Below are 13,790 nucleotides of genomic sequence, written 5' to 3'. Positions count from 1 at the left end.
GAGGAAGCAAAGTCCTTGATTTCCCAGGGGAACCGCGAGCTTTTTCACGGCTGGCTTCCGAATCCTCGCAAGGTCACCCGGACGCGGCGGTCGCGCTCGAACAGCGACGGGTCAAAGCGCTGCTCGAATTCGGCATAGGCGAGATCGACGGGGTCGCCGCCATCGAGCGTCAGCGTTTCCTGGTTGTTGTAGATGAACTTCATGAGGTTCGCGACCACCGCGTCGTTTTGCACTCGGGCATGGATGAAGGCTAACAGCATGTCCCTGATCTGTTGCTTGTCGCTGCCTGTGAAGTAGTCGGCAATGCCGTGATTGCTGCCGTCGGAAATCATGCGGGCTGCGAGAGGCTTGCCGTGGAGGAGGATGGGCATTTTTCCGGAATCGATCGTCTTCGGGACGACGAAGGCGCCGACGTTGGCGAAGGAACGGTAGTCCGTTGATGATTCGTTCTTGGTTTCGAAATAGAGGAAGAATGCGGTCATCTTGGTGGGCGCTTGGGCTTGAGGAGGGGCCTGTGTTGGGCGATAGCTGTTGGGCTATGGCGCGGTGGGGGCTCCGGCTTTGCCCGCGTATACGTGGTCCGAGGCTAGCTTTGAGAATGCGGTGCGTACGTCCTTGAGGAATGCTTTCCACGCCGGGTACTTGATCTTTTCGAAGTAGAACGTTTCGCCTGTGTGGCGGATTTCTAGATGGAGCAGGTCCGCTAGGTCGTTCGTGACGCCAGTGAGCCCGCTGGCCAGGTAGATGAAAGCGTCCGCTTTCAGCTCGGTGTTCCGGTACTGAAAGGTCCAAGCGATGGCGTTCATGTGTACGTTGAACTTGTCGGCGTTCGCGTTGATTAGACGCCATCCTATGGCGTCCAGCGTCGTTTCCAATTCCAACAAGCGTGTCATTATCACGGTTAAGAGTCCCTTGAAATCCGTACTCCACTGCATTTCAAATACCTTTATTAATCCCCTTTTTATCAAAAATCCCCATCGGAGAAATAATCCCATTAACTTTGAGTTCAAGGACGCTCGGCGGCCTTCAACCAATCGGCCACACCATTGACCCCCAGTGAAAGTAGCGTGTCTTGTGCGACAACCACACGCTGCAGCATCACACCACAATCGGACTCTTCTCGTTCTTCTGCTTCAGCAAAGAGACGGGTCATTAACTGGGTAAGGCTATCTTTATGATCATACAAATATGGCTTGCAATGAATGACATAGGCCAAATAACTTTCCGTCGCTTCCAAAGCGTGCTCAGGATCACGCTGCGAGGTCGAATTTAGCCATTCATGAAACCCGGTAAGACGGTGATGCTTTTTCTCTTCATTGCTATCGTTTTTCAACACATCAAAATATCTTCGAATTAGCCCTATTGGAAGAGAAACCACCGTTGATTTTTCATAGAAAAGATGCCCCACCTGATCTGCGACAGCCTCAGCATGGATAGCGCAAGAATTTAAACCTGCGCCCAAACCCGCAAGACATTGATCCCGGTGTTGCTCGATATTTTCAAGGTTTGTCCAAACAGTAGCTGCTCCTCGCCAAGCATCCACATTATTAAGCGCTGCCAAGTCAGCCAAGAATTCAGAAAACTCTATCTTTCGAGCCATCGTCGCGAGCGCTGAAATTCGCCCCCATACTTCTGGATCTTTGCCCCCACCCTCATCACGAAGACGCACTAGCAAAGGTCTCACTATTTCAAAGTGATTGTCATATGCATAATATAGGCAAGGCTCTGCGATCTCCCACAACCCCTGCGAATTACTCATGGCCAAGTTGAACAATTTCCAACCAAAATCAAGATCTTTGCCTTGCAAGTATGGCAAGCGGCGCAGGATCAGCGAGCGAATCGCCGGACTCTCATCACTGGCAAAGCGACTCAAAGCAGGGCCTAAAAACTCGGGAAATTCACTCCTATTTTCACGAATATTATTCGCCAAAATCATTAAGGCTTCGACGACCCTCCCCTTCACCATATTGATACCTATGGTGACGATCCCGACATTATTTCCCTTTATCGGATCTGCCTCATTAAGACCTTCAAATCCTATGGCAAGAAAACTTAACCGTTCAGCACTATTTTTATCGTATATGACGTTCGAACAGGCTTTTAGCGCGTCGGCTGCGGAGCGCCGGCGTTGCCAATGCTCCGGGTGCCTTTCTAGTTCATCAAGAATCAGCCCCGCCAAGACAGGACCATCGAGCTCTTCAAGAGGCGTCCACGTGCCGTTGATCTGCAAATTTCCATAACGATGATTCATGAAGGCGACAACACCATCCATGATGTCATCTCGATATCGATTTTGAATATTCACCCAATATTTAGGCAACAAATCCAAAAATCGCGAAGGATGACGGGAAGCAGCCTCACGCAGTTGCCAACCAACCTCATCCTCACCACCGACCATAAAATCGTCGAATCTACGTTCATATCCAGCGTAGTGCGACAACAGGCACAGTACCCCGGCATCACATGCGCGGAGGAATACTTCATATGAAAACGGGGCACGCACCCAGCCACCACGCAGACGTATATGTGGTTGCCGAATCAGCACACCATAATTTTTCTCATATATGATTAATAATTCTTGCAATTCTGGTGAGCGCTGATAGCACGGAATAGTGACGATAAATTCAGCCTGCCCTCTCAACCTCCACAGCTCTCTCGATTCATCCGGAGCATATTCACTCCGCATATTTATAATATTTGCAATCAACGTATCTTGCGTGAGAGAATCGAGGTAATTGAATGCAGAATGAATCAACGTTCCAAATTCATAGGAAAGCTCCGACCACAAAAGAGTCTTATCGCACAGCATGCGCCCTATCAAATCGATGTTGGCTTCAGGGGAGGCGGTGCACGCCAGGACGGCAAAATAGACTAGCGCCCCCTCTCGACTAAAAAGTAGGCGTTCACGGTTATTTTTCCACCATTTCGAATCTATTTTCGCGTGATAAATTATGGCCGACTCAAGCACATCAAACAGAATCTCCAGACTATCTGCGTACTGCGTATCTCTCTGACTGTGCGCATCATCGTATGATGTTTCTCCCAAAAAACCATACCTATATCTAATGCACTTTTCGCTATAGCGTGATTCGCGAACATCACTCCAGCGCTCAATTGATTCCACGACCAAGTCCAGCAGCGTCGTAGACTGCTCCATACGTTGGCGGAAAAAATTTTTATCGCTATCGCCAAAATCATGAGAATTACAGCGCAGTTTTTTATCGAATCTGAACTCAGCTAGATCCTCGTCAGTAACATCATCTGCGATATAGCGCCATAATAGAAAATCATCCGCCCCCCCTGCCGCCACGCAATGCGCAATGGCTCTCCCAAGTGAGCTGTGCTCGGAGCGAGGCAAATCGAGCAATCGCTCAAGCAGCGGAACAATCAGTGCGACATTGTCAGATTTGATCTTGGATAGATGATATCCAAGTTGTTCTCCAAGACTTCTTTCATCCAACCAGTCCAGTGATAGCGCCTCTCTCCACAACGTCATCACGCCGGAAGTGTCTGTATCTGCCCATTGCCCCACCCAATAAACATGTCTTACCATCCCGTCAGCATCCCGTGCTTTCCTTAACTCGGGAACAAGGTGCTTTAACCAGAAATGGTGCCATTCAATTTCCCTAGCGCCATAGATCACCTGAAACACATCACGGTGCTTCTCACGCAAGTCGCGTATCAATGGCCAGTCATCATCCTGGGGTTTCTGCTCAGCAAATGATTCTGCTACCAAACGCCTGATGTGGAAAGCTGTACTACCCGTCAATACGGTCCGTAGCTGCTTCCTGAATTCCCGGCGTTCACCGAGCGCTAATTGGGCGACAAAACTGCGAATACTGGGACGAACGAAAGGAACCGGAGGCAGACTTTGAAGAAAGTCATTCAGCGTAACGCCACTGCGCACCGCTCCACTGATGACCAATACATCTAACAAAGTTTGATGCCCGAACACCAGCTTCCCGTCTTGGCTTTCTTGAATCACATTAAGGCTGCAAAGTGCCCGAAGGATTTCCTGCGATGCGCCGAATCGTTGATATGACACAGCTAGACTGCGTGACCTCAACATATCTGAGGCAATCGCTTCTATCGCTTGTATTGCCGCATCCCCCAGTGCATTATTGGCCCGCACGATAGTATCGAGATAACGTTGCGCCAAGGCTTGGCCAGTCACCACATTGAAGCTGCCCTCCCGCTCCGCCAACTCGACAAACAAGGCTAGTTCGCGCGGATTTTTTATTAACTCGCGTGTAGCCGAGTCAATGGAGACCGTTGCAATTCCGAGTTTATCCAGCAGCGGCGATATTTCACCATCCCAATCCAAAGACTGACACTTCAATTCGCAGTCCCATTTCCTTTCAGCAATTCGACGGTCGTAATGCCTGTCAAAATCGCGGCAAGCAGTAACTACAGTGACATTTGGAACCAACAGCAAACGGTCTATCTGCGCCAGAAAGTAGCTAAGCACGCGATGGTCTCGAGCGATGGACAAAACATCAAGTGAATCCATCACCACAATGACATGCGTATTTTCAGCCAAACGGGCGACCTTTTCTACCCATTTTTCAGGCAACCCTTGGGATTGTCGATCTTGTGCTGTGGGCAAGTCAGCAAATTCACGCGACTGAATGAAAAGTGGTGCAATATCTGAGCAAGTTTTTGCTCGTTGCTCCAAAGCATCCTGTAAAGCGAGCATCACACAGGTTTTTCCGGAACCAGGGAGGCCTGTGAGCAAGATAGCCCTCTTCTTTGCATCAATTGCGGCAAGCAGTTCTTTCACGGTCGGACTAAAAATCCTCTGCCCAGCAATGTCTCTGCGCCATGATCTGCCGATACCGGAGGTATCTGCAAACGACAAACGCACCTCTGCAAGATCCATAGGAGGAACCAGCATAGCTCCAGCCTCATGCAGAATGGCTTTGAGATCATCTTTGGTCAATCGGTGCCAAGCAGCAGATGTCCCATCCTCCCCGATACGCGCCCCAAGTTGATCAAGATGCCGCCAGATAGCATTAAATGCGGCTTCCGGATTGCTTGCGATAATACGCAGGCGTTCGCGTAACAGATCGCGCATGCCGTTCAATTCTTTACTAATCTCAAAGCTTGTGCGGCGCAAAAATTCGAAAGATGAAAGACTGGGCGCTGACGTAGCGAGCCGTCCCTTCAAAGCCACATCTGTTGCTTGATTCTCGGTGTCTAAACTTGCGTAATAACTCGCCTCGTCATTCTGAGTCGTACTGTGCTCTCTTAATTTTCCGAGGGCGCCAAAATTGTTACGCGAATAGAATCGCACCTCAGCATTCTGGTTATTTATCAACAAGCCGGATGCTTTATCCAATTCGTCCGCAAGATCGGAGATTGACCAAGCCTTGAAACCAGGCTGATTTTTCTTGCACTGGCAAGCAATGACAGTACCGTCGGCTTTGCCGACTACCACATCGTCCACAGAATACGTGATCGAATCGATCTCCAGCCAAAGACATTCTGGATCGGATAGAACTGTCAATGCCCACTCAAATGCCACCAGTGTCTGATAGCCATCACCTCGGTTGGAGCGTACGCCCGCGATGCTCATCTACTGGCTCCTATCGGAATGCACTCATCCCATTGTTTCGGACACTGCTAGTTTACGGCAGGGAATATAGTGAATGCATGTATCAGACGACCTCAAGCAATTGGCCGAAAAATTTGACTTTATTCGCGAAAGAAAGCGCTACGCAGATTGCTGATTTCCGAAATCTAACCGCAAAACTCGCATCTGTAGGTCAGAGATGTGATGCAAGAGCGCCTCGCCCAAAAAAAGTAATCTCGTCTGATTCCTCCAATCCCCCACCCCACCTCCCCTATACTCCCCCCACTACCGCACAAACCGGTAGTCCGGGATGGAAGCCGGAAAGGCCACAGGTGGACGGCCGCCAAATGGCGGCTTTTTCATGTCCGCTTGTCTCCGCACGTCCCCAAGGACGGCCCCAGGCATAGCGGACTCCAAGCACTACCGGAGCTTGTCATGCAATCCCACCCCCTCACTCAAAACCCCTGGTCCATCCCCACCGACCCCGAACTCGGCCTGATCCCCCTCGCCCCGCTCCACCACATCGACCGCGCCCGCAGCGCCATCGAGACCATCGCCCGCATGGTCGGCAATAGCGCGGCCGAGCCCGACGCCACCGGCGCGCAGCCTCTGGACGCGTGGACCGTCGCCTCATTGATGGGCGGCGTGGAATGCCTGTGCGAGCACCTGGGCGTCCTGACCGAAACCATGCTGGAACAGGCCCGCGCGATCGAAGCAGCCACGGAGCCCGGCGCGGCGCAGCATGCCGCGCCCGCGGTCATTCAATAAGACCCGCCTAGTCGTAGCAAACGCCTGCCGGTATCCCTAGCCAGATTGCCGGCAGGCAATCAATCGCACACCCAACCCGCGCCCTGTTCCGGCGCATCAAGCCTGCCGCGCATCCATCATCGCAACCTGCATGCGATAGACTCTCGCGTTGTTCGACATTTGAAGACAAGCTACGCCCAGGTCCCGGACGACGGTAGAAATGGCGGGCGATATCGCGACGCTCATTCCGCAGGACGGCACTGGCTTTCCTTGAGAGCGCCATCCACCGAACGCCGCGTCGAGACGCCGCGAAAACCGGCCCTGCATACGCCCTGCCCCGCCCTCAAGACCATCCGCGCAAACTTGTCCCAGCAACAACCGCCGCTCCACATCGGTCCGGCATCCACACAGGAATCTTCTTCATGAGCAGCATTTTTCCAGGCGATCTGTGGTCGGTGGGCGAAGCCCGGATCGACGGCCTGTCGGTCATCGTTCGTTTTCGTACCGGGCTGCCGTCGGCCCCCACGCGTCAGGCCAATGACAACCTGATCATCATCTCCTGGCCGTACCAGGGCGTCGAATCCGGCATGCCCAATGAGGAAGACAAGCAGCACACCAACAATTTCGAAGAGGCCATCGAAAAGGGCTTCGAGGACTCCCCCATCGGCGTGCAGGTGGCGTGCCTGACCGGCAATCACCAAAAGGAATGGCGTTACTACACCCACGACGTCGAGGCGTTCCTGGATGCGTTCAACGCCTGCCTGGCGGGCCATCCGGCCTATCCCCTGCAGCTGCGCACGTACAAGGATCCCGACTGGAACGCCCTGTCGGGATTGCAGCCCGAAGGCTCAGACCAGCTTCATTGAGCGGCGCGGCGGCGGCTGCGCGTCAGACCGCCGCCAGGAAGGCGTCGGCGTCCCCTGCCTCGCATTTCCAGTCGGCAAAGACGCCGACCAGATCGCACTGCGCGCAGCGGCAGCCGATGTAGTACCAGCGCACGTCGTTGCTGTCTTCATACAGGGCGACGCCCGACAGCAGTTCAAACACTTCGCCGTCGCACACGCAGGGGTGGCGTGCCGGCTCGGCCTCGTCCGCGTAGCTGGCGCTATCACCCATGTAGTGTTCGTTGCCGCAGGCCGTGCAGGTGCGCAGCGCGACGCCGGCGTCTTCGTCGGTGTCCAGCGTGAAGGTCTTGCCGCCGCAGGCGCAGGCCGAGGCGGCGTAGCGGGTGGCCTCGTAGACGTTGTCGGCGCTGTAGCGGCGCATTTCCGTCCGCAGGTCTTCCTGCGTCGTGCCGTACCAGAACTTCCCTTTCTTTTTCAGCGTCATGCCTTGCGCTCCTGTGTTCCCGGGCGGACTTGCGGCACGCGCCGTGTGCCGGGAATCGTGATCGTCGATGGTGGCGGGCGGCGCGGCGTCATTCGGCGCGTCGCCCACGGACTGCATTATCCAACGATCACCAGAGTATGACCTGCGAGCAGCGGAACAGCGCCAGCTTGCGGCCGGTGGCGTCGATCACGTTGGCGGACCAAATTTGCGTGGTGCGGCCCATGTGGTCGGCGATGGCTTCCACGCTCAGCACGCCTTCGCGGGCGGTGCCAAGGAAGTTGGATTTCAGTTCCAGCGTGGTGAAGCCCTTGGCGCCTTCGGGCAGGTGCGCCATGGTGGCGTAGCCGGCGCAGGTGTCGGCCAGCATGACCAGGCTGGCGGCGTGCAGGTAGCCGTTGGGCGCCATCATCCAGGGCGCGACGGTCATTTCCATGCTCATGCGTCCTTCGGACAGGGCCAGCGGCCGCACGCCATAGGTGTCGGGCAGCGTGCCGCGCTGGCGTTCGAGGAAATTATCCAGGGTGATTCCGGGACGAAGCATCTTGCGTTCCTTGGTCGGTTGAATACGGTGGCTATGCGATCTTGTGCGCCATGACGATACCCGGTCCGCGCGCGCAGGGGTATCGAACACCGTATGGCCGGCCGGGGCTTGCCGGGGCCTGTCGGGCGGACGGGGCCCCTGCCTGCCTCATGCAATGGCGCGCGGCCGCGCCGAGCGCAGCCAGCACACCAGCGTGCAGCCCATCAGCAGAAAGCCGATGTAGCCGTAGATGGGATAGACCACGCCGACCAGCTTGATGAAGCCGACGAAGCTGCCGGCCAGCGCGGCGATGCCCGCGACGCTGGTGCCCAGGCGAAACGGCGTGCCGCCGGCCGGCAGGATACGGGCGACGAAGGCGTACAGCATTCCGACGGCGGTGTTCAGGATCATGCCGAAGATGGCCAGGGACATCAGGTGGCCCAGTCCCGGCGAGATTTGCGTGGCCAGCGCCAGCATGGGCATGGACACGTCGCCCAGGGTGTCGATGCGCAGGTACATGGCGGCGCCGATCAACAGCATCAGGATGCCGAGCAGCACGCCGCCCAGGACGCCGCCCCACAGCGCGTTGCGGCGCGAGCTGGCCTGTCCGCCCATGATGACCAGGAACGGCATGCCGGCGACGATGTTGTAGGACACGTACAGGAAGGCGGCCACCAGCCACTGGCTGGCGCCGCGCGGCTGCTGTTGCGCGGCGGCCAGCAGCACGTCGTGGCTGGCGTGCGGGGTGCTGACGACATAGGCGGCGACCACGACGGTCAGGAACACCAGCAGCGGCGTGACGGCGCCGATGAAGGCGATGACCTGACGCACGTCCAGGCACACGATCAGCACGGTGGCGATGGTGGCCAGCACGCTGCCCCAGACTTCAGGCAGGTCCAGCCACTGCTGCAACAGCGAGCCGGCGCCGGCCAGCATCACGACCGTGATGGCGAACAGGAAGAAGGTGATGAGCAGGTCGAACACCATGCCCAGGTGCCGGCCCAGCAGGGCCTGGACGACTTCCTTGTGCGATTGCGCCCGCAGGCGCTGGCCCAGGGTCGAGAAGACCATGGACAGGAAAACGAAGGTCAGGCCCGCGACCACGCAGCCGATCAGGCCGTAGACGCCGAAGCTGGTGAAGAATTGCAGGATCTCCTGGCCCGAGGCGAAGCCCGCGCCGACGATCACGCCGACGAAGGCGCCGGCTATCTTGCTGATTTCCTTGAACGCGCTCATGCATGTCTCCGGTTTGTACTTGTGTATGTACTTATAGGTATGTACTGATGCGCTGCGGGCGCCTGCGAGCGTGGCGGGCGGTCCCCGGGGTTTGCGTGCTATCCGTTGTCTACGGATGGCGCGCAGACGCCGGTTCGGCACGGCTCGCGGGCATGCGTCGGCGCCTGGGCGCGGCTCGTGGCACGCAGGCACGCGGAAGCGGGCCTGCGGTCCTTGCACGGGTACGACGCAATAATTCTCGAATAAGAAAATTATCGGATTCGAGAATATTCCGCGCAAGCATTGCGGACTCGGGGTTTTCCCACGGTAGGCAAGAACCCATTCGAGCGCTTGGATGGACGCCCGGCGCGGCACGACTTGCCGCACGGGCCAGGACTTGCAGTCCGGCCTCGGTCGCGCAATGCGCGCCCTGCTCTGCCGCCAGGATCGTTGTGCAGGCGCTTCCCGCACGGGCCCGTCATCCGGCCGCACTACAATTCCCCACTTCGACCCCAGCCCGGCGTCCGCCGATCCCGACGCGCTTCGGACACGCGCCGCCTGTCACGCAAGGACTGATATGCCCGCAACGATGGCCTGGCCAATACGCGCCGCCCGCGCCCTGCTGTGCGCGCTGGCCTGCCTGCTGCCGCTGGCCGCGCCGGCCGCCCCGCCCACGCTGGCGCAATGCCATGGCATCAAGGACCTGGCCTTTGTCGCGCACCTGGACGACGACCTGCTGTTCATGAACCCGGATATCGCCTCGAACATCGAGGCGGGCGGCTGCGTGCGGCTGGTCTACCTGACCGCCAGCGACGCCGGCGAGGGCGACGGCTACATGCTGGGCCGCGAGCGCGGCGTGCGCGCGGCCTATGCCTACATGGCGCATCAGCCCGATGAATGGAAGGAAGACACGGCCGTGGCCGGCGGGCACACGATCGCGCGTTTCACGCTCAAGGGCAACCCGCGCGTGCAGCTGTGGCACATGCGCCTGAAGGATCCCTGGCTGGGCCAGGGCTGGGGCAGCCTGACGCCGCTGAGCCGCGTCGAGTCCGAGCCCGGCCAGAGCGCCGACACGCTGGGCCCGCATGCCGAACGCTACACCCGCCCCGATCTGGTCGACACGCTGGCCGACCTGATCCGCCAGTACGCGCCGACCACGGTGCGCCACCTGGACGACACCATCAGCGTGCCCTACACGCAGCTGTGCTGGCGCTGCGCGGGACACGGCCATCCCGACCATATCGCCAGCGCGCGGCTGGTGCGCGAGGCCATGCTGCGCGTGCCCGGCAATTACGCCGAGGCCGGCTATATCGACTACCCCAGCCAGGAACGCGCCAGCAACCTGGACCCGGCCGAGATCGCCGGCAAGTCGGTGATCTTCCAGCACTACGCCTGGAACGACTACCACTACTGCGCCGGCCCCAGCGGCTGCAAGGAGCCGGCCGGCCCGGCCGCCGCCTGGGTGCAGCGCGCCTATTACGTATCGCGCCAGGACATCACGCCGCAGCTTTACGCCGACGGGCGCGGCGGGCTGGTGGTGTTCGCCGCCGGCGAGACCAATGCGGCCGTCAATCGCTGGGACTCGGGCCAGCGCCGCTGGCAGAGCCTGGGCGGCCGCACCAACGGGCCGCTGGTCAGCTATACCCATGCCGACGGCACGGCGGGCCTGATGGCGCGCGATCCGCTGGGCGGCGTGTGGGCCAACAAGCAGCGCCATGACGGCACCTGGCAAGGCTGGCAGGCGCTGGGCGGCATGCGCGTGGCGCAGATTCCGGTGGTGGCGCCGCAGGGCGACGCGGCCGCCGTGGCGCTGGGCTACGACGACCAACTGCACTGGATCGCGCCGTCGGGCATCGACGGCAGCTGGGGTTCGTGGCAGGCCCTGCCGGCGCTGGACGGCGTGACCGGCTCGCCGGCCGCGGCGCGCGCCGCCGACGGGCGCTATGTGATCCTGGCCGCCACCTCGGCGGGCGCGCTGTACTACACGCGCCAACTGCCGGCCGCCAAGGGCAAGGCGCCCGCGTGGCAGGACTGGCGGCGCGTGCCGGCGCCGCAGGCGGCGGGCGGGCTGGCGGCGATCCGCGACCATGAGCGGCGCGTCGAGCTGTATTTCCGGCAGCGTGGCGACAATCATCTGATCCGGCTGGTGGAGGCCGGCGACACCAGCGATACGAACATGGACTGGAGCGAGCCGGCCGACCTGGGCGTGCCGTATATCGGCCGCCCGGCCGTGGGCGTGGACGCGCGGGGCAATGTCATGCTGGCGATTCTGGAACGACCCGGGGGCGCGCTCTGGCTGGTCGAGCGCGGCAAGCCGGCGAAGCTGGACGCCCTGGCCGCATCGCCGCCCGCGATGAGCGTGATCGGCGACACGGTGTACATCGTCGCCCGCGCCGCCGGCGCGCCGCAGCGTTACCAGGTGCTGTCGCGCCACGGCGGCGCGTGGGCGGCCAACCTGACGCTGGACGGCGTGCCCGCCAGCGGCGGCGGCCCTTTCAAGGCCGTGGCGGCGCGGCCGGCCGACCTGCCCAACCTGGGCGCGGGCGGGCCGAACCATGCGGTGGTGCTGCGCCCTTCCCCGGACCGCCCCGGCACGCTGGCCGTCGAGCGCATGCCCAGCCAGGCCTCGCGCACGGCCGAACCCACTTCCACCAACTGAGTCCGCCCATGTCGTCCTCGCTTCCCGCGCCCGGCGCCGTGCTGCTGCTGATCGACCTGCAGCAGGCCATCGATCATCCCAGCTGGGGCCAGCGCAACAATCCCCAGGCCGAGGCGCAGATCGCGCGTCTGCTGGCGCACTGGCGCGGCCAGGGCTGGCCGGTGTGGCATGTGCGCCATGATTCCACGCATCCGCAATCGCACTACCGGCCGGGCCAGCCGGGGCATGCCTTCAAGCCGGAAGCCTTGCCGGCGGCCGGCGAGCCGGTCATCGGCAAGCAGACCAACAACGCCTTTATCGGCACCGGCCTGGAACAGCGGCTGCGCGACGCGGGCCACGACGCCCTGGTCGTCGCCGGCGTCATCACGAACAACTCGGTCGAGGCCACGGTGCGCATGGCGGGCAACCTGGGTTTTCAGACCTGGCTGGTGGCCGACGGCTGTTTCACCTTCGGGCGCAAGGACTGGAACGGCGCGCCACGCGGCGCGGACGAGGTGCATGCCATGTCGCTGGCCAACCTGGACGGCGAATACTGCATGGTGGTCACGGCCGAGGCGCTGCTCGGCCGCTTTGCCTGAGCCGTCAGGCTGCTGCGTTGAACGACCCCGTGCGCGGCGGCTGGCCCTCGCGCAGATAGCGCGTCAACACCACGCCGCCCGGCGTGCTGGCCGCGTGCGCCAGCCTGAACGCCGATGGCTGCGCATCGTCGCCGAACATGCGCCGTCCGCGTCCGAACATGACCGGATAGACCAGCAGCCACAGATCGTCCACCAGGCCTGCCGCCAGCAGCTGGCGCACCATGTCGCCGCTGCCGAAGGTCAGCAGGTCGGGGCCGTCCTGGCGCTGCAGCGCGCGCACCGCGTCGACCAGATCGCCTGGCAGCGCCTGGCTGTTGCGCCAGGCCAGCGAGTCGGGGCGGTGCGTGGCCACGCGCTTGGTCGCGCCGTTCAAGCGGTCGGCCAGATGGCGGGTGGGGGAATCGGCCGGGATGTGCGGCCAGTGGCCCGCGAAGATGTCGTAGGTCCGACGGCCCAGCAGCAGCTCGAACGGAGCCGCCATCAGGTTCCGCACATGGCTGCCGATGGTCTCGTCGGCGTAGGGCACCATCCAGCCGCCATAGGGGAAGCCGCCGCTGGTGTCTTCCTGCGATCCGCCGGGAGCCTGGACCACGCCGTCCAGGCTGATGAAAGTCGAAACGACGAGCTTGCGCATGCTGTTCTCCGGTTGGCGGGCCCGACGGGCCCTCTGTCACGACGAATCAACTGCCCTGGAATCGACACAAGGTCACAAATATCGTCATCCGCGCACACCCGGCAACGCCCGATACGGCCGGTCACCAGCGCGCAAACATCGGTCACGCGAAAGCTGTTTCGGAACGATTACAGCGCCGAACATCCTTCGGGGAAGATGGCCTAATTCCTGTGAGCGCAAGAACCGGCGCCGCTCGCGCGCCGGACGCTCGCAGGAGCCACGAACATGGAAACCCTCTCCCACACCCCGCACACCGCGCATATCGGGCACGCGTGCCGCCCCGCCGAGGGAGACCGTCTTGCGCCCACGGAAACCCGCCCCTCCATGAAGAAGCGCCTGGTGCTGGTGCTTGCCCTGGCCAGCATGCTGGGCGGATGCGTGGTGGTGCCGGCGCGGCCGGCCTACTACCGTCCGGCGCCGAATTACTACTATTACCCCGCCTACCCCGGGCCGCACTACTATTATCGTCACGGCTATTGAACCGCGTCCCGCGCTCA

The 13,790-nt window shown here is 60.3% G+C and carries 12 protein-coding genes; 5 read left to right on the top strand and 7 right to left on the bottom strand.

The annotated features are described in order from the left end of the window. Positions 1–44: 44 nt before the first annotated feature. The 3 genes from C2U31_RS18710 to C2U31_RS18700 form a co-directional block, all read right to left on the bottom strand. Positions 45–482 (bottom strand): hypothetical protein, encoded by a 438-nt coding sequence (locus tag C2U31_RS18710; RefSeq protein WP_103274146.1) that lies wholly within the window; start codon positions 480–482, stop codon positions 45–47. A gap of 54 nt (positions 483–536) precedes the next feature. Beyond that, on the bottom strand, positions 537–935 hold the full coding sequence (locus tag C2U31_RS18705) for a hypothetical protein (protein ID WP_103274145.1): 399 nt from the start codon (positions 933–935) through the stop codon (positions 537–539). Between the two features lie 71 nt (positions 936–1,006). After that, complete coding sequence (locus tag C2U31_RS18700; protein WP_103276444.1) at positions 1,007–5,575, bottom strand: AAA family ATPase; 4,569 nt, start codon at positions 5,573–5,575, stop codon at positions 1,007–1,009. Between the two features lie 432 nt (positions 5,576–6,007). Here C2U31_RS18700 and C2U31_RS18695 point away from each other — a divergent pair, with 432 nt between their 5' ends. Beyond that, positions 6,008–6,340, top strand: coding sequence for a hypothetical protein (locus C2U31_RS18695; RefSeq protein ID WP_103274144.1), 333 nt, complete (start codon positions 6,008–6,010; stop codon positions 6,338–6,340). Positions 6,341–6,741: 401 nt separating this feature from the next. Beyond that, positions 6,742–7,185, top strand: coding sequence for a DUF695 domain-containing protein (locus C2U31_RS18690; protein ID WP_103274143.1), 444 nt, complete (start codon positions 6,742–6,744; stop codon positions 7,183–7,185). Between the two features lie 22 nt (positions 7,186–7,207). On the opposite strand, the gene C2U31_RS18685 is transcribed toward C2U31_RS18690, so the two are convergent. From C2U31_RS18685 to C2U31_RS18675, 3 genes are all read right to left on the bottom strand, one after another. Then, the gene (locus C2U31_RS18685) at positions 7,208–7,648 is read right to left on the bottom strand and encodes a hypothetical protein (protein ID WP_103274142.1); all 441 of its coding nucleotides are present in this window, start codon (positions 7,646–7,648) and stop codon (positions 7,208–7,210) included. A gap of 127 nt (positions 7,649–7,775) precedes the next feature. Next, positions 7,776–8,189, bottom strand: coding sequence for a PaaI family thioesterase (locus C2U31_RS18680; RefSeq protein WP_103274141.1), 414 nt, complete (start codon positions 8,187–8,189; stop codon positions 7,776–7,778). Between the two features lie 147 nt (positions 8,190–8,336). Next, complete coding sequence (locus C2U31_RS18675; RefSeq protein WP_103274140.1) at positions 8,337–9,404, bottom strand: hypothetical protein; 1,068 nt, start codon at positions 9,402–9,404, stop codon at positions 8,337–8,339. Positions 9,405–9,960: 556 nt separating this feature from the next. Between C2U31_RS18675 and C2U31_RS18670 the strand changes: the two genes are divergently transcribed. Together C2U31_RS18670 and C2U31_RS18665 are read left to right on the top strand one after the other, a co-directional pair. Then, positions 9,961–12,042, top strand: a complete 2,082-nt coding sequence (locus tag C2U31_RS18670) for a PIG-L family deacetylase (protein WP_103274139.1) — start codon at positions 9,961–9,963, stop codon at positions 12,040–12,042. 8 nt (positions 12,043–12,050) lie between these two features. Then, a complete protein-coding gene (locus C2U31_RS18665; protein WP_103274138.1) occupies positions 12,051–12,620 on the top strand; it encodes a cysteine hydrolase family protein in 570 nt (189 codons plus the stop codon). 4 nt (positions 12,621–12,624) lie between these two features. On the opposite strand, the gene C2U31_RS18660 is transcribed toward C2U31_RS18665, so the two are convergent. Next, positions 12,625–13,254, bottom strand: coding sequence for a dihydrofolate reductase family protein (locus C2U31_RS18660; protein ID WP_103274137.1), 630 nt, complete (start codon positions 13,252–13,254; stop codon positions 12,625–12,627). A gap of 363 nt (positions 13,255–13,617) precedes the next feature. Between C2U31_RS18660 and C2U31_RS30815 the strand changes: the two genes are divergently transcribed. Beyond that, complete coding sequence (locus C2U31_RS30815; RefSeq protein WP_199770848.1) at positions 13,618–13,773, top strand: hypothetical protein; 156 nt, start codon at positions 13,618–13,620, stop codon at positions 13,771–13,773. Positions 13,774–13,790 lie beyond the last annotated feature (17 nt).

Source organism: Achromobacter sp. AONIH1, from assembly GCF_002902905.1.
Classification (GTDB): Bacteria; Pseudomonadota; Gammaproteobacteria; order Burkholderiales; family Burkholderiaceae_B; genus Achromobacter.
The sequence above is the reverse complement of the archived record's forward strand: the minus strand, read 5'-3'. Positions and strand labels throughout refer to the sequence as shown.

What these genes read in the sequence shown, in the direction of transcription:
- C2U31_RS18710 (WP_103274146.1), bottom strand. Translation starts at nt 482, where the DNA reads ATGACCGCATTCTTCCTCTATTTCGAAACCAAGAACGAATCATCAACG.
- C2U31_RS18705 (WP_103274145.1), bottom strand. Translation starts at nt 935, where the DNA reads ATGCAGTGGAGTACGGATTTCAAGGGACTCTTAACCGTGATAATGACA.
- C2U31_RS18700 (WP_103276444.1), bottom strand. Translation starts at nt 5,575, where the DNA reads ATGAGCATCGCGGGCGTACGCTCCAACCGAGGTGATGGCTATCAGACA.
- C2U31_RS18695 (WP_103274144.1), top strand. Translation starts at nt 6,008, where the DNA reads ATGCAATCCCACCCCCTCACTCAAAACCCCTGGTCCATCCCCACCGAC.
- C2U31_RS18690 (WP_103274143.1), top strand. Translation starts at nt 6,742, where the DNA reads ATGAGCAGCATTTTTCCAGGCGATCTGTGGTCGGTGGGCGAAGCCCGG.
- C2U31_RS18685 (WP_103274142.1), bottom strand. Translation starts at nt 7,648, where the DNA reads ATGACGCTGAAAAAGAAAGGGAAGTTCTGGTACGGCACGACGCAGGAA.
- C2U31_RS18680 (WP_103274141.1), bottom strand. Translation starts at nt 8,189, where the DNA reads ATGCTTCGTCCCGGAATCACCCTGGATAATTTCCTCGAACGCCAGCGC.
- C2U31_RS18675 (WP_103274140.1), bottom strand. Translation starts at nt 9,404, where the DNA reads ATGAGCGCGTTCAAGGAAATCAGCAAGATAGCCGGCGCCTTCGTCGGC.
- C2U31_RS18670 (WP_103274139.1), top strand. Translation starts at nt 9,961, where the DNA reads ATGCCCGCAACGATGGCCTGGCCAATACGCGCCGCCCGCGCCCTGCTG.
- C2U31_RS18665 (WP_103274138.1), top strand. Translation starts at nt 12,051, where the DNA reads ATGTCGTCCTCGCTTCCCGCGCCCGGCGCCGTGCTGCTGCTGATCGAC.
- C2U31_RS18660 (WP_103274137.1), bottom strand. Translation starts at nt 13,254, where the DNA reads ATGCGCAAGCTCGTCGTTTCGACTTTCATCAGCCTGGACGGCGTGGTC.
- C2U31_RS30815 (WP_199770848.1), top strand. Translation starts at nt 13,618, where the DNA reads ATGAAGAAGCGCCTGGTGCTGGTGCTTGCCCTGGCCAGCATGCTGGGC.